Source organism: Bartonella sp. HY038 (assembly GCF_014117425.1).
Classification (GTDB): domain Bacteria; phylum Pseudomonadota; class Alphaproteobacteria; order Rhizobiales; family Rhizobiaceae; genus HY038.
The window spans coordinates 1-18,722 of sequence record NZ_CP059727.1 but is presented as its reverse complement, the minus strand read 5'-3'; the positions used below and the strand labels follow the sequence as shown (position 1 = coordinate 18,722).

Sequence of the window (18,722 nt, the reverse complement as noted above, 5' to 3'; positions counted from 1 at the left end):
TTACTATCAACAAGACCCTATGAAGTTGTCTTGTTATAAACATTATTAGTAAACTGCGTTAACGTAAAAAATATAAAATATTGAGACATATCTTATCCTTAGACTTGTCTATTTAGGGGCGGGACCTATTATTTTTTAGAATTCCCATTTTAGTTGATTTACAGTTCATTGGCGTTATGGCCAGAGAACGCTCTTAATTAAAAATTATTCCATGACCTTTTAAATAGAAAATATTTTGTATGTTAGAATATTATAATATAATTTATTATATAATTTTAATATAAAATCTACTTTATTATTTTCAATATTTAAATAATATTAGCGTATGATTATAGCAACACTAGTAAATTATATTACATATATTTAATTTTTTTAATTGCCTAATATTTTAATTTATAATATGAAAACGTTGTATTTGCACGGCCACAAATTTTGTGAGGTGTTAATGGGGTTTGAAAAGCTTTACCTAATGTAACCATAGTCTGTCACACATAGAATATGCGTTGTCGGGGATTTAGGCGAGCTTAATAATATATCAAATTTACCGCTAAAAAGCGGCAAATGAATTGCTGCGCACAACACGTGCAGCAATAAGGGGTTCTGTGTGCTTTATACAGAATATTTAACTTATCTAAAATAAAAACTTAGGAGTTTTCAATGAAAATTATTCTTAAAGCCTTGGCTGCTGCCAGTGTTCTTGCTTTGGGTGTAGCTGCTGCTCAAGCAGAAACAGCACAAAATACTATGGATGTTCAGATCACCATTAAAGATGGTTGTACAGTTAACTTCCCTGAAAATGCAGGTAATATTAACTTTGGTGAGTATGCTGCAATTACTGAAGATCTTACCCTTACAAAGAAGGTTGTGATCAACTGTAAAAATGCATCTACTACTTCAGCAACTGCTGGACAATATACATTGTCATTAAATGACGGTATGGGTACAGGTGCAACAACTGCAGCACGCAAACTTACAAGCGGTTCCAATACTATTGATTATACTGTTTACCAAGCTGGTAGCATTTCTTCTGCTGTTTGTGGTGGTAAGCTTTGGGGGGCAGCTGCTGACCAAACATTCACTGGTACACTTACCACTGGTACAGGTACTGTAAGTGGTGATCACACCCATTTCTTCACTGTTTGCATTCCAAAAATCACTGGTACACAGCCAGCTAATGGCGTTTATGCAGATACATTGACTGCAACTCTTTCTTACTAAGATTAGTATTTTTATAAATTTTTCTTGGGGCGGTGTAACTGCCCCAAGTTCCTCTAAAGCTTAGTATTTATGGGTATTATTATGCGCTTTTGGACATATTTTTTTGGGTTATCTATATTATTTTCTTCAATTTCAATGGCTCACGCTCAGCAAAATAAAAGTGGTGGTATTACGCTCACCATTATGCCGCTTGTATTAGATGTTAGGCCTCCACAGGTTGGTGATAATGTCATTGTGCGTAATGGCAGCCAAATGCCAGTTCGCTTACAAGTGCGCGTATTTCGCTGGCAACAGCGTGGTGGCAAAGATTATTATGCGCCAACCACGGATGTTATTGTAAATCCTCCTTTTATTGAAGTTCAGCCCGGTGCGCGTGCAACCGCGCGTGTAACACGTGTTTCAAAACAACCATTAACTGGTGAAGAAAGTTATCGTATATTTGTTGATCAAATACCAGTTTCATCGTTAAGAACTGCACGAGCAGGCATTGTGACCCCCGGTATTAATATGGCATTACGTCAAATTATACCAGCTTTTTTCCGTCCAGGCTCAGGGCCTGCATCTGCAAATCAATCTCGAAACCAATCACAAAATGGTTTGATTTTTAAGGCGGAAGCTGCGCGTGGCGGCTTTAATATTACAGCCAGCAATAGTGGTGCAAATCGGATTAGAATTTCTGATGTGAACCTTGTCGCTAATGGTGCGGTTATTGGCGGTAAGGCCAATTTGGCTGGTTATGCTTTACCTGGTTCTGCAATTAAATTTTTTGTTCCCGCTCAGGGTGGCGGCATGCCCAACTCTATTAGTTTTACAACAGATCAAGGTCGTATGGAGTTACCGTTGCAAATCAATTCAAGACGCTAAGTGGTTTGGTTAAGTTGGCGTAATGAATTTTCATAAAGGCATAAAGAATGACAAAGCTAAAAATTAGAAATAAAAAATTTTGCTCCAGTGTTAGCGCATTTGCGTTGATGTCCTTGGGTACTGGAATTGTCTTTGCTTCTTTAACATATGCTCAAGCTCAAAATGCTTCATCTGACACTCAATGGCTGTCAGCTGAAGATATTACACGGCTAAATTATTCAGCGCCAACAGCGCCAACGACAGAAGCAGCAACGCAGGTTGAGGCTATTGGTTATCAGCCAAGCATTCCCCAGACAACAGCGTTTCGCGATCCTGATATTTACGTTCATATTTCACTCAATGGTGAAAGCCGCCCAGGAATGTTTGCTGTACGGCAAAGTGATGGTGGCATACTAATCATACGAGATAGTGTTTTACGCAAAATTGGTCTTTTGCCGCAAAGATCTGCCACTAATAGAGACGGTTGGGTAACACTAGATAAGCTTAAAGATGTCCAATATTATTATAATACGATAAGCGAAACGCTTGAATTTGTTACTACTCAAAAAGATGCGCTTGCTCCTTATGAAGTTAGTCTTGATCCTAAGGCTAGTGCGGCTAGACATGGTGATGATGAGGGAATTAAGCCCCAGTCAGATTTAGCTGCCGTTTTCAATTATAGTATTTATGCCGATTCTGGTAATGATAAATTTAGTAAACTTTGGGACTTTCAGGGCGTATCAGCAACACTTGACGGCCGCGTTACCGGTAAATTTGGTACATTTTATACATCAGAGCTTATTCGTTATTCATCACAAGGTTTTGGCAACGATAAAACAGATGCCATTCGCCTAGATAGTTATTGGACTTTTTCTGATGAAAAACGCATGCTCACTTATCAAGTGGGTGACGTAATTACCCGCAGCCTTTCTTGGTCTCGCTCCACCCGTCTTGGTGGCGCACAATTAACAAGAAATTTTTCACTCCGAGATAATTTGGTTACTATGGCGATGCCAGAACTGAGTGGTTCTGCTGCTGTACCATCATCCGTCGATCTTTATTTAAATAATGCGCAACGTGCGGTTGAAAATGTACCATCGGGACCATTTTCTCTAACCGATATGCCTGTTATAACAGGGCCTAATAATGCTCGGCTTGTTTTGCGTGACGCTTCAGGGCGTGAAACAGTACAAAATCTTTCATTCTACGCATCTGCTGACTTATTATCCCGTGGTTTATGGGATTTTTCTTTGGAAGCGGGAACGCCACGGCGTAATTATGGTAGCGATTCAGGTAATTATACCAAAGATTTCTTCGTCTCAGGTACTGCACGTTATGGCTTAACCAATCGCATTACTCTTGAGGGGCATGGGGAAGCTGGTGGCGATTTCTTTAATGGCGGTATGGGGGCAATCTTTACAGTTTCAGATTTTGCTCAAGTATCACTTGCAGGTTCCGCAAGCAGCTATAAGAGCGAAACTGGTCAGCAATTATATGCCAGTATGCAATTACAGCGTTGGGGATTTGTATTAACGGGTCTAACACAACGTACCTTTGGCGATTATAATGATATGGCATCGATTGTTGATAGAAAAGCATATCAACGCGCAAAAAGTAATACGATTGATTGGTCTGAGATTGATTATCTAGTTGATAGTCGTAGGATAGGGAGATTACCAAAGGCAATTAATCAAGTGTCCTTAAGTTCTAGCTTGCGTTTTGATCCTACAAATATAACGCTAAGCTATAGTGAAATTGATTATCATGATCAAGCCGATAGTGGTTATCAAAAGGATAGTCGTTTTATTAGCCTATCTGCCAATAGGCGTTTTGGTAAAAAATTGAACGGTTATGCCGTCGGTTATAAAAATCTTAAAGATTCCAATAATTACAGTGTCTTTGCCGGTGTTTCTTATTCCTTTGATGACGGAATTAGTGTTTCGTCAGGGGTTAACAGTACCCATGATGGTACACAGATTGATACGCGCATTTACAAGAATCTTGGTTCTAATGTGGGTGATTTTGGTTGGTCTATTCGTGATGCAGAAGGTAAGCGCTCTCAAAGAGGAGCCGCTGGACAATATCGTAGCAGTATTGCGCTGCTTGCCGCCTCGGTTGATCAATATGATGGTGATAATTGGCGTGGTACGCTTTCTGCTGATGGTGGTGTAGTTTTTGCTGACGGTGCTGTCATTCCAACGCAGCGCGTTAATGATGCATTTGCAGTCGTTAATGCTGGCGTTGGCGGTGTTGGTGTTAAGGTTGACAACCAAAAATCAGGCAAAACTTGGGCTAATGGTCGCTATGTCGTTAATAATCTTGGCTCTTATAGTACGGCAAGCATTGCCCTTGATATGGAAACCTTGCCTGTCGATGCTATCGTTGAATCAACTGAAGTAATGGTACGACCAGCTCAAATGGCCGGCGTTATTGTAAATTTTGGCGGGGCTAGTAGTGACCAATATATTTATGTTTCCTTTAAAGAAGCCAATGGACATTTTGTTGAAGTAGGGTCGCTTGCGCAGGTTGCAGGAACCGATACTGCCTTTGATATTGGTTATGACGGTTCAGCTGTTATCCCACTTGCTAAAGTGCAGCTGCCGGCAACTCTTCATGTTTTGAAACCTGATGGCAGCACTTGCCAAGCAACATTATCAAATGACATGGTCAAGGGTCTCAATGCTGGCATACAGGCTGTTTCATGTCAAACGATACGAACTGCCGTTGCGGCTCAATAGTAAGATCATTCATGCAATAAATATTTAAATAACAATTATTATTTTAAATAAATATTAGTTGATAGGAAAGAGAAAAAATGAATATTTTAATACATAAAGATAATAAATCAAAATATAAATTGGTTTTGCTTTGTCTTTACTTTTTTTCTATTATCCTATCTGCTAGCAATTTATCATTTATAACAAAATCATATGCTGCTATTGATGGAAATTTAGCAGATTGTGTTTTGCAAACACCATCAGATAATATAGATCTTGGTGATATAAACCCTCTTACAAATCCTCAACCCCTTGTCAACCTGCAAGATATGGTAGCCAACTGTGAAACGTCAGCTTTTTTCGGTCCCTCTAGTGATGTTAATGGTTACACCTATTATGCTGATATGTGCGTTGGAGTTTCGTCTACTTCCTCTACCGATTATGCATCGAGAAAGCTTTATTTACAAAGGGAAGATGGTTCACTCGACGTAACAAAATCTGTTGATTTTATATTATATAACCGATTAGTTCCTTCAAACACAACAATACTAGGTACAGGAACAGCTGGGCAAGGTAAACCATATAATTTGCGAACGAGGAATTCAAACGCTGCTGGTAGTACTCGACCTGATGGTGTAACTCGTATTACTCTTCAAGGCCCTTTGAGAATTGGAATGGAGCTTAGCCCTTCGCAACAGGCTCAACTCCCAGTTGGAACATATAAAAATACATTCACATTTTTTTCTTGGTCTGGTGCTGCCTTTACGTCTGGCTCTGTAACGGAACCACCACGGCCTAGCATTGATGCAGGTTGTTCAGATTTTTCCGGCGGTTCCACTAAATCTCAAGTTTTTACAGTCGTGGCAAGAGTTTTAGCAGGATGTACTGTAAACACAACCAGTATTAATTTTGGTGAACATTTGGCTATTGATAATGATCTCAGTCAAGAAGGCGCGGTAACTCTTAAATGCAATGTTAATGCCCCCTATGAAATTAAAATTGATGGCGGAAAATCTGGCGATGTCAATGCGCGCAAAATGTATTTTGTTGGAGAAAATGGTATTGAGGATCGCAGCAAAGCAATACCCTACCACATTTATTTACCAAATACGCAAACCGAATGGGGGACTACGGAGGGTAGCACCTATAAAGGGATAACATCTGCCAATGAGACATCTGTAAAAGTTAAAGCGGTTATTCGTGCTTCAGAGGTAGGAGAGCGTGTGGTTGGTACCTATAAGGATAGGCTCACAGTAACAACAACTTATTAGTATTAATAATTAAAAGGCTACACTCATGGTAAGAAGATTCCTTTCACCCGTTGCTAGTACAACACCAGCTGCTTCTCCAAGTCCAATGTCGACAAGGAATATATCAACTTATAGTAACTCATTTACATATAAGGGACATAGCGATCCTGATGGTGTTTTGAAATCAGGTTTGTTTATCAGCACAAAACCAATCTTATGGTATTCAGTGACTAATGTTGGGCCTGCAGAATATCCTGTAGCTATTGGCATCAACGCCCAAGGACAAGATGTTCTTATTAATGGTGTTTTGGATCAAGCGACAGGCTTATGGAAATTTGATTTTGCTGCTGCTGGTGCAGTTTTAAAAACGGGTTCTAATTCTATAACATTTGTCATCGGTGGTACACCGGGTAATAATAATGAACCTGTAACAGATGACTTTCAAGTTTTAGCTGATCCAACAGCAACGGCAACGATTGAAAGTTTTACCGATAATGTTGGCTCTGTGACGGGTAACTTACCATCAGGATCACAGACTGATGACCGAACAATTACTTTAAATGGTAAGGTTAGTAGCGATTTCTTTCAAGCCCCGGCCAATGGTGCCAATAAATTAGCAATTTACCAAGATGGTCATCTTGTTGGTTATGCAACAGTTAATGCCAATGGTACTTGGTCTTATACTGTGCCAAGTGCTTTAGAAAATAGTCCACCTGTGCATAATTTTACAGCAGTCGTTGAAAATGCTGCCACACTTACTGGTACTCCATCGGCTAATTTTGTTGTTGATGTTCATTTGACCATTGGGGTTGAATCTCTATCAACCGAAGATACAACCCCTGTTTTAAACGGTAGTATTGGTTTTGAGCTTTTATCGGGTGAATATATTACCGTTACCATCAATGGTAAAACCTATAGTTCAGCCAGTGGGCAAGTAGTCGTCAATCAGGCAAATATGACTTGGAGTGTAACAATTCCTAATCAAGATGCGCTTGGCGAAGGGAATTACCCAATTGTTGCTGCACTGCATAAAAGCACAGGAGAAATCATTGTATCCAATAGCGGGCAAGCTGATATTATTGAAGCAGCCCCTCCTATTGATGATTTTACCATTGCTGCTTCACAAACAGAACATGCTGTTGCGATGACCCTTGGTGAAAATGGCCAGTGGAAAATTTTTGCAAACGGTACTGTACTTGACCAGAAAGCCACTAACAACTCAAGTTTTGGCGAATTTAGTCAAATTGTATTGAATAGTATTGATGGACGCACAGGTAAACAAGGCACAAAAAACGGTACTTGGTTAGATATTAATCGTGATGGCAAAATGGATTTTGTCGCTACCGATGGCAATGGCGCCAATGGTGCGCAGATCTATATGAAGGCCAATACTCCTTATTCAACCACCGGCTATTATAATTATCAAGTTGGTGGTTCTAATAGAAATACTGCTGACTTTAATCCAGCAGCCAATACTATGTCGGAATATGGTGGTGTAGTTGGTTTCGACCGTAATGGTAATGGTTATTCAGACATTGCATATGGTACAATTACACCTGGAAAATCTGGTTCTGTACGCAATACGACCGGTGCGGGTCAATCGCTTACTACCTATAATAGTCAAATTGTTACCAATCCGAATGCTTCCTTAAATGGTATGGTAAAAGACAAAAATTTTGTAGATACCAATGGCCGCAATGCGCAGGCAGGGGCTGAAATTTCAGGCGTTGATCTTAATAATGATGGAACAGTTGATCTTGTTTACCACGGTGTTAATGGCGCTAATGTAACAACAAGTGGTGCAATGAGTTCCAATCAACAGCGTCTTGTTGTTGTGTCTAATAATGGCAATGGTACTTATGGTACCAAGCAAATTATTGAAAATGTATTTCAGAATAATGCTTCAGCCAATGCGGCACTTGGCAATGCGATTTCTATGACATGGGCCGATTTTAACGGCGATGGTAATATGGATTTATTCCTAGGCCGAGGTGCTGCCGTTAATGGTCATTCGGCTTATGAAAGCCGTATTTTATTTAATGATGGCAATGGTAACCTTGGTTCTACCTCACCAAATGGTGTTGGTACGGCTAATAATGTCCATTGGTTAGGTGATAGCTTGCAAAGTGGTGCATCTATCGCTGTTGACTGGGACGGTGATGGCAAAATGGATATTATTGCTTTACCCGGTTATGGTAATGGCAATGGTATGACCGAGGCTGGCAATACTGGCGCTATCAACCTTCATAGAAATGTATCGCTTAATGGTGTTATCAACTTTGAAACATCCAATTTATTGGGTGGTAATAACACTATTGGTGTGAATGGCACGGTAAATAATGGCAGTTCAACCGGCAGTAAGAAAGATTTTGTGACCGGTGCTATTGCTGCTGATTTGGATTGGAATGGTTCTGTTGATTTAATGGCATTTACTCAACAAGGCCATGTTGAAGTTATCCAAAATAAAAATGTTATTGCCAATGGCACAGCTTTGCACTTCCGTATTCTCGATGGACAGGGCATCAATTCTTTGCTTGGCAATACTGTACAGCTATATGATTCAACCGGCAAATTGGTTGCAGCACAGATTATTAATCCACAATCAGGTAATCAGACTAGCGATACTAGCGGTATCGTGCATTTTTATGGCTTAGATAGCAACGAAACCTACTCTGTTAAAATATTACGCAATGTTAACGGTTCATCGGCCCACATTAGCGAAGACAATAATGCTGCTTGGGGTGGCTTCACGCCAGGTGCCGCCAATGAAGCCCATGTTTTGACTACCGAACGTGGAACCGATGTCAATAATGCGAATATTGGCAATGGTGTTGTTGGTACCGGTTATAATGATACATTCTATGTTACCAAAGGCACCAAGCTTTATGATGGTGCCGGTGGTTGGGATATCATCAACGGTCAAAAACAATGGTCAGCTACTGGCGGTGTAGATATTGTTGACTTTAAACTTGCTGGCAACACAGCGCTTAATGTTGATTTAAGCAAGACAGGCTATCAAAATACCGGCTTTAACACCGTTATGCTTAAGAATATTGAAGGCATTGCTGGTGGTAATGGTAATGATACCTTCTCAGGCAATAGTGGTAACAACGTATTTAATGGCCGTGGCGGTAACGACACATTCAATCTATTTAATAGCAACCATCATACTTTGCTTTATGAACGTATTGATATGACTGACGCAACTGGTGGTAATGGCAATGATATTGCCAATGGCTTTACTGTTGGTAATTTTAACACCAATGCCAATGCAGATAGAATTGATTTTTCTGGACTATTGATTGGTTATCAAGCAGGAACCAGCAATATTTCTGACTTTATCAGTGTCCGCCAACAAGGTAGCAATACCGTAATTTCTGTCGATCTTGATGGTAATGGCAACCAATTTGCGTCTGCTGACATTTTAACCCTCACCAATGTTCAGACCGATTTGAATACTTTGATACAAAATCAACAGATCATTGTTTAATAAAAGAATTGATTGCAGACTTTTATAGTCTGCAATCAATAAATATAAGAATTTATCTTATTAAGCCAATGAATTAATTTATAAATTTACGAATACTTATTAAATCGGGGAAATTATATGCCAAATAATTTTTATATTTTTGATAGCAATACTGCTAAAGAAGCTACATCGATAGGGGAACAATCCAATAATATTTCAAATAGTACAACTATATTCGACTATAAGGGACACAGCGATCCTGATGGTGTTTTAAAATCAGGTTATTTTGTCAGCACAAAACCAATCTTGTGGTATTCGGTTAGCGGTCTTGGGTCTGCAGAGTATCCTGTACTTATTGCCGAAAATGATCAAGGTCAAAATGTTATTATAAATGGTATTTTCAATCAAGCAAACGGCTTATGGTCATTCGATTTCGCATCTGCTGGTGTCGCTTTAAAGCTTGGTACTAGTTATTTAACATTTGTTACTGGTGGTACACCAGGAAATGACACTAATCCTATAACCGACACTTTTCAAGCTCTAGCTGATCCAACGGCAACAGCAAGCATTGATAGTTTTACGGATAATGTCGGGCCGATTACGGGTAATTTGCTCTCTGGATCAACAACGGATGACCGCACAATTACCTTAAATGGTAAAGTCAGTAGTGATTTCTTTCAAAGCCCCTTTGGTGGTGCCAATAAATTAGCAATTTACCAAGAGCGCCAATTAATTGGCTACGCAACAGTTAATCCCGATGGGACTTGGTCTTATGATGTGCCAGGCGTCTTGGAAAATGCACAAACCCATCATTTTACCGCAGTGGTAGAAAATGCAGCTTCACTTACTGGTACGCCATCAGAAAATTTTAATGTCCATGTTGAATTATCGATAACGGTAGACCCTTTAACAACGGATGATTATACGCCTATTCTTACCGGTGAAATTGGCTTTGAATTGCTGCCAACAGAATATGTCACTGTCACTGTTAATGGTAAGACTTATAGCTCAGCCAATGGTGCCATTGTTGTTGATCAGGCTAAAATGACTTGGTCTTTGCAAATTCCAGATAGCGATGCTTTGCCAGAAGGCCGCTATGAGGTTGAAGCAGCTCTTCACAAAGCAACTGGCGAAATCATTGTCAAAGATAATACTAATGATGAATTATTCATTGATACGCCTATTGAGCCACCAGTCGTTGCAGCAAATGATGATGAAAAAGCAACGGCTATGACCCTTGGTGAAAATGGTCAATGGAAAATTTACACCAATGGTACAGTACTTGATCAAAATGCAACAGATCGCAAAACCTTTGGTAGTTTTGGGCAAACACACCTACAAGCCAAAGATATTAATGGACCGATTAATAAACCAACTGCTGGCACGCAAAATGGTACTTGGCTTGATATAAACCGTGATGGTTATATGGATTTTGTTTCTAATGATGGCAATGCTGAGACTGGTCAGCAAATGTATTACAACATTGGAAATAATGTTTATCTTTCATATCAAATTGGTAGCCAATATAGAAATAAGGTCGATTCCAATCCGGCTGCTAACGTTTTGTCACAATATGCCGGCGTTATTGGTTTTGATAAAAATGGCAATGGCTTTGCAGATATTGCTTACGGAAATATTGCTCCAGGTAGATCTGGCTCAGTAACTGCCCCAGGCACTGGCTACAGTTCCAATCGTACTTGGGACAGTCAAATCGTTAGAAATATTAATGGTAATGTGCAATCATTGGTAAAAGATCAGAACTTCACCAATTCGCGATCAGGACCATCAAACTTTAAATCCTCAACCAATGCAAATAATGCGCAACCTGGACCAGAAATTTCTGGCGTTGATTTAAATAATGACGGTAATGTTGATCTCGTTTTTCATGGTGTTAGCGGTTATAGCAAATTGGGCAGTGGCACAGCCGATATACGCCGCATGAGTAATGACCAACAGCGTTTAGTTGTTGTTTCAAGCGATGGAAAAGATGGCTATTCAACCAGCCAGATCATTAATGGCGTATTCCAAAACACCGGTCTAGCCAATGAAACGATAAGTAATGCCATTTCTATGACTTGGGCCGACTTTAATGGCGATGGCTTTATGGATTTGTTTATTGGCCGCGGCAAGGCAGAAAATGGTCATTCTGAATATGAAAGTCGTATTCTTTATAATGATGGAAAGGGAAATCTAGGCTCGACCGCTCCAAATGGTATTGGTACGGCCAATAATATTCATTGGTTGGGTGATAGTTTACAAGGTGGTCCTTCTATTGCTGTTGACTGGAATGGCGATGGCAAAATGGATATTATTGAATTGCCTGCCTATGCAGCTGGCAATGGTGTGACGCAGGCAGGCACTACCGGTACGGTTAATCTTTACACCAATAATTCTTCTTCTAGTGGTAATAGTTTTAGTACCTCTAACTTGCTTGGTGACAATAATACAATTGGTGTTAATGGTAGTGTTAATGCTCATAAAAGCCCTGGCAAAACCGATGCTGTAACTGGTGCTGTTGTTGCTGATGTTAATTGGGATGGCTCGCAAGACCTTATGATCTTTACCCAACAAGGCAATACCGAAATTATCCGCAATCACACCGAAATAGCAAAGGGGACGGCTTTACATTTCCGCATTCTTGATCAGGAAGGTATTAACTCGCTGCTTGGAAATACCATTCAACTCTATGACTCTAAAGGGCATCTTGTTGCTTCGCAGATTATCAATCCGCAATCGGGTAATCAAACAAGTGACACATCCGGTATTGTAAACTTTTATGGTCTTGATCCAAATGAGACTTATTCAGTTAAGTTATTACGTAATGTAAAAGGTCAAAGTGCTAATATTGACTCCACGGTTAATGATGCATGGGGTGGATTTACAGCTGGTGAAGCCTATGAAGCTCATGTGTTAACAGCTGAAAAAGGCGATAGTTCTAAAAACGCTAATCTTGGTAATGGTATTGTTGGCACGGGTTATAATGATACTTTTTATGCAACCAAAGGCACTGATAAATATGATGGTGGCGGTGGTTGGACGGTGGTTCATGGTCAAAAAGAATGGAGCGCAACCGGCGGCGTTGATATTATCGACTTTAAATTGGCAGGTACTACCGCCATTAATGTAGATTTGAGTAAAACAACTTATCAAAATACCGGTTTTAATACTGTTATGTTGAAAAACATTGAAGGTGTAGCCGGGGGTAACGGTAATGATACCTTTACGGGCAATGATCAAGATAATTATTTTAATGGTCGTGGTGGCAATGATACCTTTAATTTAAACCATAATGGTCATCATACCTTGATCTATGAACGCATTGATTTGACCGATGCAACTGGCGGAAACGGACATGATATTGCAAATGGCTTTACCGTTGGTGATTTTAATAGCAATGCCAATGCCGATCGTATTGATCTTTCGGGCTTGTTAATTGGTTATCAGTCTGGGGTTAGCCAACTTTCAGATTATATTACCGTTCAACAGCAAGGCAATAATACGATTATTTCAGTTGATATTGATGGTAATGGCAACCAATTTGCTTCGGCTGATATTTTAACACTAATCAATGTTCAAACTGATTTGAATACATTGATACAAAATCAGCAGATCATTGTTTAGTGAAAAAGATTGCAGATGGTCACAAGTCTGCAATTGAAGGTGTATTTAATTTCCCCCCGAATAAAATACACCTTACAAGAAAAATTAGGATGAAAACCCATACAGTCCTAATTTTTCTAAAATAGCTCAACCATAAGCGCAGGAAGAGCAAAAGGTACCTGATACTCTCACCCAAATGTAGTATCAGGTACCATTACTAATAAAAAATAAATGTTATTTATATTGTGTATAATAATTTTTTCAAATTTATATTAATACATTATAATACACAATGATAAATATATATTAAGTATAGATCATGAATTTAGAAAGAATAGTTATGGCAAGAAGATTTTTATCCCCAAAAACAACAACTAATTCAACGCCTAAAGTCAGTGCTTTTCTCGAAGAGACCGAGCAAAGCTCATATGTGTATAATACACGTTATACAGCAACAACTGGGAAAAATAATTCACTTTTAGTTGGTGATGGCCAAAAGAGTTTGGCATTCAATGCAGGTATCCTTGCACAAGGTTCTGGTATTAACAATATCCAGTTAGGTGAAGGACAACATAGCATTACTATTAAAAGTGGTATAGCCGCCAATTCTGGTGGTACTAATCGCTTTTCTTCATTAGGTGGTAACAACGACCTTACTATAACTGGAAATGTGACAACAAGCGGTCTTAATGAGTTTGCATTTAACTATGGTGACCATAATGTTGTCATTAATGGTGACCTCTTGTCCAATGCGGGCGGTGCCAATCGTTTTTCAATGAACCAGAATTTTGATGGTTATGGTTCAACTAACTTTAAGGTAACTGGTTCAATAAAATCCTCAGGAACCACAGAAGTTCACACAGGTTCTGGCGATGATATTGTTAATATTGAACAATATTTCCAGGCATTAGCTTCTGGTTCAAAAAATTTGATTGAAACTGGTGAAGGTAACGACACTGTTATTATCAATCGTGGTATGTATGCTGCAAATGGCGCAAATAATACTATTTCAACAGGCGATGGTAATGATACTGTTATTCTACGCGGTTATCCTCATGCAGCAGCTGTAACGGGTACAGGTAAAAATTACATTGACCTAGGTGCCGGTAATGATAAACTCATTATTACTGAAAACTCAGATGTGGTTGGTGCGGGTATTCGTGCTGGCGGTCTTACCGTTAATGGTGGCGATGGCTATGATACATTGGTGTTAGACACCTTTAATCATGTTAATTCAGCAGGCCAACAATCACGCAGCGATAACACCTTTCAAGCATCATTTAAGCCTTGGTTAACAGATATTGCTAAAACCAGTGGTCTTGGTTCAATGAATATGGAATCTATTCAAGTTGGTGTTGATCGTAATACTGATATGCTCAGAATAGATTGGCTTACAAAACTTGTAAATGATTACAATAGCCATGCTAGTGATGAAAAATACATCGATTACGCTATGAATCTTGATCATTTTGCTTCAAGCTTCAAATTGGCAGATGTGTTCACTAAAGCTTATACAAGCTCGTTTGGTGAAATTAGCCTTGAGGGTAGCCAAAGCAATCAACTTACAATCGGTAATACTTTGCGCTCTGGCGGATACACTCATAATGACTTAATCATTAAGGGTGATACCAATGATACAGTGAAGGTTGGAAGTTCTTGGACTTTTCAAGATATCTCTCATGATGATCGTTCAGGCGTTGATTATAACCATTACACCAACTCAACTGGCGAAGATATTTATGTTCAAATGGGCATGAATGTTCAGCTTGTATAATTAAAATTTACCGGAAAGGCTGTTTAAAGCCTTTCCGGAGTTTCTTTTAAATTTAATATCTCTTATAAAAATGATCGTTTTTAAGAAAATTCAATTTTGATAAAATTTAGACATTATTTTTATGTTTTTATTATTATAAACCATTCTCAAAATAAATTATTAATTTTTCACCCAATAATTAAGTTATGATCTATTTAAATTTCGGCAGTTTTAAATTTACCTAACCGATCAATTGGAACGCCAATTATTATTTGTTTACGATTATTTTTTTGCTTTGGCCAATTGTTACGCCGCGCCTGAACCCTTACAGATTCAACCGTTGAAGACAAAGCAATAGCTGCATCTTTATAAGTTAAGAATTTATAGTCTTCATCTAAGTTTCGAAATGGTTCAAAAACGATTATTGCTATATTTATAATAACTTATTAGACTTTTTTATTGTTTTACTGAAGGTTGTATTTTACAAAATGTACGAAATGTCTTTTCAATGTTTTTATTATCAAGAGGTATCAACTTAGCTGAACACCAATATCTAAAATCATTCGCAACCAAATCTATATCGCGAACTGGTGCGGGCTGTTCTTCACGAGCTATTACACCCCATTTACTATAAAAAATAAAACCTTCTTTAGGAAATTATCCATATTCCCTAAATTTTAGAATTGCGATGATAATTTCCACTGTTCCTGTTCGTTGCGCTTTTTACCAACCTTATGTTGATCTAATTCACGCTTTATTGAAGTAATGTTTTGTTTTTCATGCCATACAATTTCTACACTTGTTATAGTACGCCCAGTTTTATGAGGTATAACGGCCTTGTCGTAAATATTATTAGAATATCTTGCTAATAACTACCTACCTGAACAATTATGTGTAAGTACTTTGAAAATGTCTCCCTTAGGAGGCTAAAATAGTAATGCTTTAAGATATAGAACAGAACTATCAGCTTATAAAAAAAATTATAAGACATGAAAGACTTCTCCACCAAATATAGTAGATATCTTTAATAGTATAATATCAATAATGAAAACGCAATTGTGCTATTTCTAAGCTTTGCGCTTGTTTCTCCTCTGAAATACGATAGACTATTCGATGTTCTTGTGTGATACGTCTTGACCACCATCCGCTTAGATCGCCTTTTAAAGGTTCTGGTTTACCTATGCCTTTATAGGGTGTTCTTTGGCATTGCGTAATAATTTCATTAATACGTTCAAGCTTCTTTTTGTCTGTGCTTATCCAATATTGATAATCTTCCCAAGCCTCAGTTGAAAATGTCAATTTCATTAAATAAGCTCGTGTTCTTCACCATTATTGGCATCTAATTGTGCAATAGCCGATCGCAAGCGCGAAGCGTTATTAGGCGTAGAAAGAAGATGCAATGTTTCGCTAATAGAGTTCCATGTCTCTAATGATATAACAACGACGGCTTCACCGTTTTTTCGCGATACGACAACTTCTTGTTTATCATGGATTGCGCTGTCCATAACGTCTTTTAATTGCGCTCGAGCATTGGAATAAGAAATTACATTCATAATTTACTCTCATTACTAATTAATCTTATATTGTACAATATATAGTACATATTATTTGTTGTCCATAATTAAATTTTTATGATATTTTTATAAGGAAGTTATAAACAATTTATAAGTTTTTTATAAAATAAGGAGGATTTTTATGCAGGATTATAAGTTTATGACTTATAAAGAGGCTTCCAAAACTCTAAAAAAGTCAGTTGAATCAATACGAGTAATGGCAAGTAAATATAATTGGCCTAAGTCAAAAAATAATCAGAATAGAATTACAATTGGCATTCCAATCGAACGTTTAGATAAAGATAATGATGCTTATAATTTGCTTATAAGTACGAATGATAACGGCGATAAAGATGAAATCCTCGATTTACAAAATAAAATTTTACTTTTGCAAAATGAGTTGGCTGATTTAAAGTCTGAAAATTTAGTTATTAAGGAAAAAAATTCTAACTTAACTGATAATAATTTAGAATTAAAAAAAGAGCGGGATAATTGGCAAAAACAATCAGAAGCCCTTCTTGTTGAACATAAAGAACTGATTGATACATTACAGAAATCATTGAAGCCCTGGTGGCGGAAAATTTTTGGATGATAAATTTTCAAAACTTGTTTGATGTGTTTTTTTCAATCCATTTTTTACAAAAGCCTATAAAAGCTTTTTCTGCGTTTTGAGGTGGTTCTATATCATAATCTGCCATCCAATTGCGCCATTCTTGTTCAATGAAATATATGTCCCACCCAGGCGCAATAGTGCGTGCATCATGATAAATCTCTGGATTAAGTGTTATATGTCCGTAAATTTGATTTGCAGCTTTTTCTTTTTCTAACGTTCGGCGATTTTTAAATACAACACTTGTCTCAATAAGGTCTAAGGCATAGTCTGGTATATGTTTATGTGATTTGTTTTGTTCTACAATGTTTTGGATTAGTCTTTTAAATTCTTTTGCAGTCGATGTAGACCCACATTTTTTGTGCAATAGGTTTAAAGAAATTTTCCATTCATTTTGCTGTCCACAATGCTTGCGCGCTAATTCATACATTCGACGTTCTAGCGGTTTGCGGAGCCTGAAATAGTCTCGATGTAAAGTAAGAACTTCATTGTGTTTGATAGCATTAAAAACCCAATCAGAAAGTTTGATCTCAACCTCCTGCATTCTACCGTCGCGTGTTGTTCTAATGATATTGGCTTCTTCAATAAGACCAAATATTTTAGTCTGCTCAATGCCACCTGTCAAAATATTAGTTGTAATGGTCGTCCCGCGCAATCGACTTAAAGCTGCCTTAAGCCCTTCATATCCTTGACCATTGGTTGTTCTATTGGTTGCCTTTAATAAATCATAGGCTTTAAATTTTAAAAATTGAGATACTTTTTTTCCTTCATTAAGGGCAGCCATAATTTGGCTGATCGCAAAAATTAAAATATCACGATCATGAATAGTTGCTAATCCTTTTACTGACGGCGTAATTTCTACAAATATCCCATTATTTTCATATCGTCTGATACGACAATCTGGCTTTGTCGATAGTGAAAATATTGGATGCTCCATCGATGCCATATCCCCTTTCGGAACAGCATCAAATATATCGCATACGAAAAAATCATTTTGGACATTTCGTGCAGGAAGTAGCGGTGATTTTTTAGATTTTAGATCTTGTTCCATAATTCATTATTCGACATTTCGCACACCGCGTCAATATAAACGATATTTTACACACCATATTTTGCTTTCGATGGTTTGCACACCGTTTTTCGATGATTTGCACACCATTTTTCGATGGTTTGCCCACCAACTCTTTTCATTAACATATATTTTTCAATAGCTTACAATACATTATCCACAGCTTAACACTATATTTAACACTATATTTAACACACAACGAGCAAATTTCTTTAAATTCCACAACTCATAAAAGTTACAACTTTGACGTAATAATTAAATAATTTTTGTGATCATCAAATGTAACGATGACAAAATACATTTCCCGCTTCATTTACATTCACAATTATTAGCACCATAATTAAAAATACATTTCAATTTAGCTAAACAATTTTTTCTGGCTAACTAAGTTAATCATTTAACTGTTTTTTGGCTTAAGAATAAAACAGTAACTCACATCCCAACTAAAACATGCGTTTAAATCGCCATAAATAGTCGCTGGGAGTATTTGCTGCCATCAAATAGTAAATCCCTACTTTAAAAATTTTACCCCTTCTTATAGATCAATATTTGCAAGAATTTCATCTTCGTTGATTTTTTTAAAGGCGAAAGCTGCAAATGCGCCAAGAAGTTTGGCTCTATCCTAAATAGCTTTTCAGTT

At 37.8% G+C, this 18,722-nt stretch carries 11 protein-coding genes; 8 read left to right on the top strand and 3 right to left on the bottom strand.

The genetic code is table 11. The features are described 5' to 3' along the window. Nucleotides 1–657 precede the first annotated feature (657 nt). The 7 genes from H3299_RS15470 to H3299_RS15440 all read left to right on the top strand — a co-directional run bounded on the left by H3299_RS15470 (nt 658) and on the right by H3299_RS15440 (nt 14,871). Nucleotides 658–1,218 (top strand): spore coat protein U domain-containing protein, encoded by a 561-nt coding sequence (locus H3299_RS15470; RefSeq protein ID WP_182419977.1) that lies wholly within the window; start codon nt 658–660, stop codon nt 1,216–1,218. Between the two features lie 81 nt (nt 1,219–1,299). Further along, a complete protein-coding gene (locus H3299_RS15465) occupies nt 1,300–2,082 on the top strand; it encodes a molecular chaperone (protein ID WP_182419976.1) in 783 nt (260 codons plus the stop codon). A 47-nt stretch (nt 2,083–2,129) separates the two neighbouring features. Then, nucleotides 2,130–4,799 (top strand): fimbria/pilus outer membrane usher protein, encoded by a 2,670-nt coding sequence (locus H3299_RS15460; RefSeq protein WP_182419975.1) that lies wholly within the window; start codon nt 2,130–2,132, stop codon nt 4,797–4,799. Nucleotides 4,800–4,876: 77 nt separating this feature from the next. Continuing rightward, entirely contained in the window at nt 4,877–6,049 is a 1,173-nt protein-coding gene (locus H3299_RS15455) for a spore coat protein U domain-containing protein (protein ID WP_182419974.1), read from the top strand. Nucleotides 6,050–6,074: 25 nt separating this feature from the next. Continuing rightward, nucleotides 6,075–9,518 (top strand): type I secretion C-terminal target domain-containing protein, encoded by a 3,444-nt coding sequence (locus H3299_RS15450; RefSeq protein WP_182419984.1) that lies wholly within the window; start codon nt 6,075–6,077, stop codon nt 9,516–9,518. 117 nt (nt 9,519–9,635) lie between these two features. Further along, nucleotides 9,636–13,118: an FG-GAP-like repeat-containing protein gene (locus H3299_RS15445; protein ID WP_182419983.1), complete on the top strand. Its 3,483-nt coding sequence runs from the start codon at nt 9,636–9,638 to the stop codon at nt 13,116–13,118. A 319-nt stretch (nt 13,119–13,437) separates the two neighbouring features. Continuing rightward, nucleotides 13,438–14,871 carry a hypothetical protein gene (locus tag H3299_RS15440; RefSeq protein ID WP_182419982.1) on the top strand — a complete coding sequence of 478 codons (1,434 nt, stop codon included), beginning with the start codon at nt 13,438–13,440 and terminating at the stop codon, nt 14,869–14,871. A gap of 1,017 nt (nt 14,872–15,888) precedes the next feature. Here H3299_RS15440 and H3299_RS15435 read toward each other — a convergent pair. Both H3299_RS15435 and H3299_RS15430 read right to left on the bottom strand, forming a co-directional pair. Further along, nucleotides 15,889–16,155 (bottom strand): Txe/YoeB family addiction module toxin, encoded by a 267-nt coding sequence (locus H3299_RS15435; RefSeq protein ID WP_182419981.1) that lies wholly within the window; start codon nt 16,153–16,155, stop codon nt 15,889–15,891. Then, nucleotides 16,155–16,403 carry a type II toxin-antitoxin system Phd/YefM family antitoxin gene (locus H3299_RS15430; RefSeq protein ID WP_182419980.1) on the bottom strand — a complete coding sequence of 83 codons (249 nt, stop codon included), beginning with the start codon at nt 16,401–16,403 and terminating at the stop codon, nt 16,155–16,157. The genes H3299_RS15435 and H3299_RS15430 overlap by 1 nt, the downstream gene beginning before the upstream one ends. Before the next feature lie 142 nt (nt 16,404–16,545). Between H3299_RS15430 and H3299_RS15425 the strand changes: the two genes are divergently transcribed. Next, nucleotides 16,546–16,995 carry a hypothetical protein gene (locus H3299_RS15425; RefSeq protein ID WP_182419979.1) on the top strand — a complete coding sequence of 150 codons (450 nt, stop codon included), beginning with the start codon at nt 16,546–16,548 and terminating at the stop codon, nt 16,993–16,995. 7 nt (nt 16,996–17,002) lie between these two features. Here the strand turns inward: H3299_RS15425 and H3299_RS15420 are convergent, their stop codons facing one another. Continuing rightward, the gene (locus tag H3299_RS15420) at nt 17,003–18,064 is read right to left on the bottom strand and encodes a replication initiator protein A (RefSeq protein WP_182419978.1); all 1,062 of its coding nucleotides are present in this window, start codon (nt 18,062–18,064) and stop codon (nt 17,003–17,005) included. Nucleotides 18,065–18,722: the final 658 nt, after the last annotated feature.

Coding starts and splice junctions, on each gene's coding strand:
- H3299_RS15470 (WP_182419977.1), top strand. CDS start 658: ATGAAAATTATTCTTAAAGCCTTGGCTGCTGCCAGTGTTCTTGCTTTG.
- H3299_RS15465 (WP_182419976.1), top strand. CDS start 1,300: ATGCGCTTTTGGACATATTTTTTTGGGTTATCTATATTATTTTCTTCA.
- H3299_RS15460 (WP_182419975.1), top strand. CDS start 2,130: ATGACAAAGCTAAAAATTAGAAATAAAAAATTTTGCTCCAGTGTTAGC.
- H3299_RS15455 (WP_182419974.1), top strand. CDS start 4,877: ATGAATATTTTAATACATAAAGATAATAAATCAAAATATAAATTGGTT.
- H3299_RS15450 (WP_182419984.1), top strand. CDS start 6,075: ATGGTAAGAAGATTCCTTTCACCCGTTGCTAGTACAACACCAGCTGCT.
- H3299_RS15445 (WP_182419983.1), top strand. CDS start 9,636: ATGCCAAATAATTTTTATATTTTTGATAGCAATACTGCTAAAGAAGCT.
- H3299_RS15440 (WP_182419982.1), top strand. CDS start 13,438: ATGGCAAGAAGATTTTTATCCCCAAAAACAACAACTAATTCAACGCCT.
- H3299_RS15435 (WP_182419981.1), bottom strand. CDS start 16,155: ATGAAATTGACATTTTCAACTGAGGCTTGGGAAGATTATCAATATTGG.
- H3299_RS15430 (WP_182419980.1), bottom strand. CDS start 16,403: ATGAATGTAATTTCTTATTCCAATGCTCGAGCGCAATTAAAAGACGTT.
- H3299_RS15425 (WP_182419979.1), top strand. CDS start 16,546: ATGCAGGATTATAAGTTTATGACTTATAAAGAGGCTTCCAAAACTCTA.
- H3299_RS15420 (WP_182419978.1), bottom strand. CDS start 18,064: ATGGAACAAGATCTAAAATCTAAAAAATCACCGCTACTTCCTGCACGA.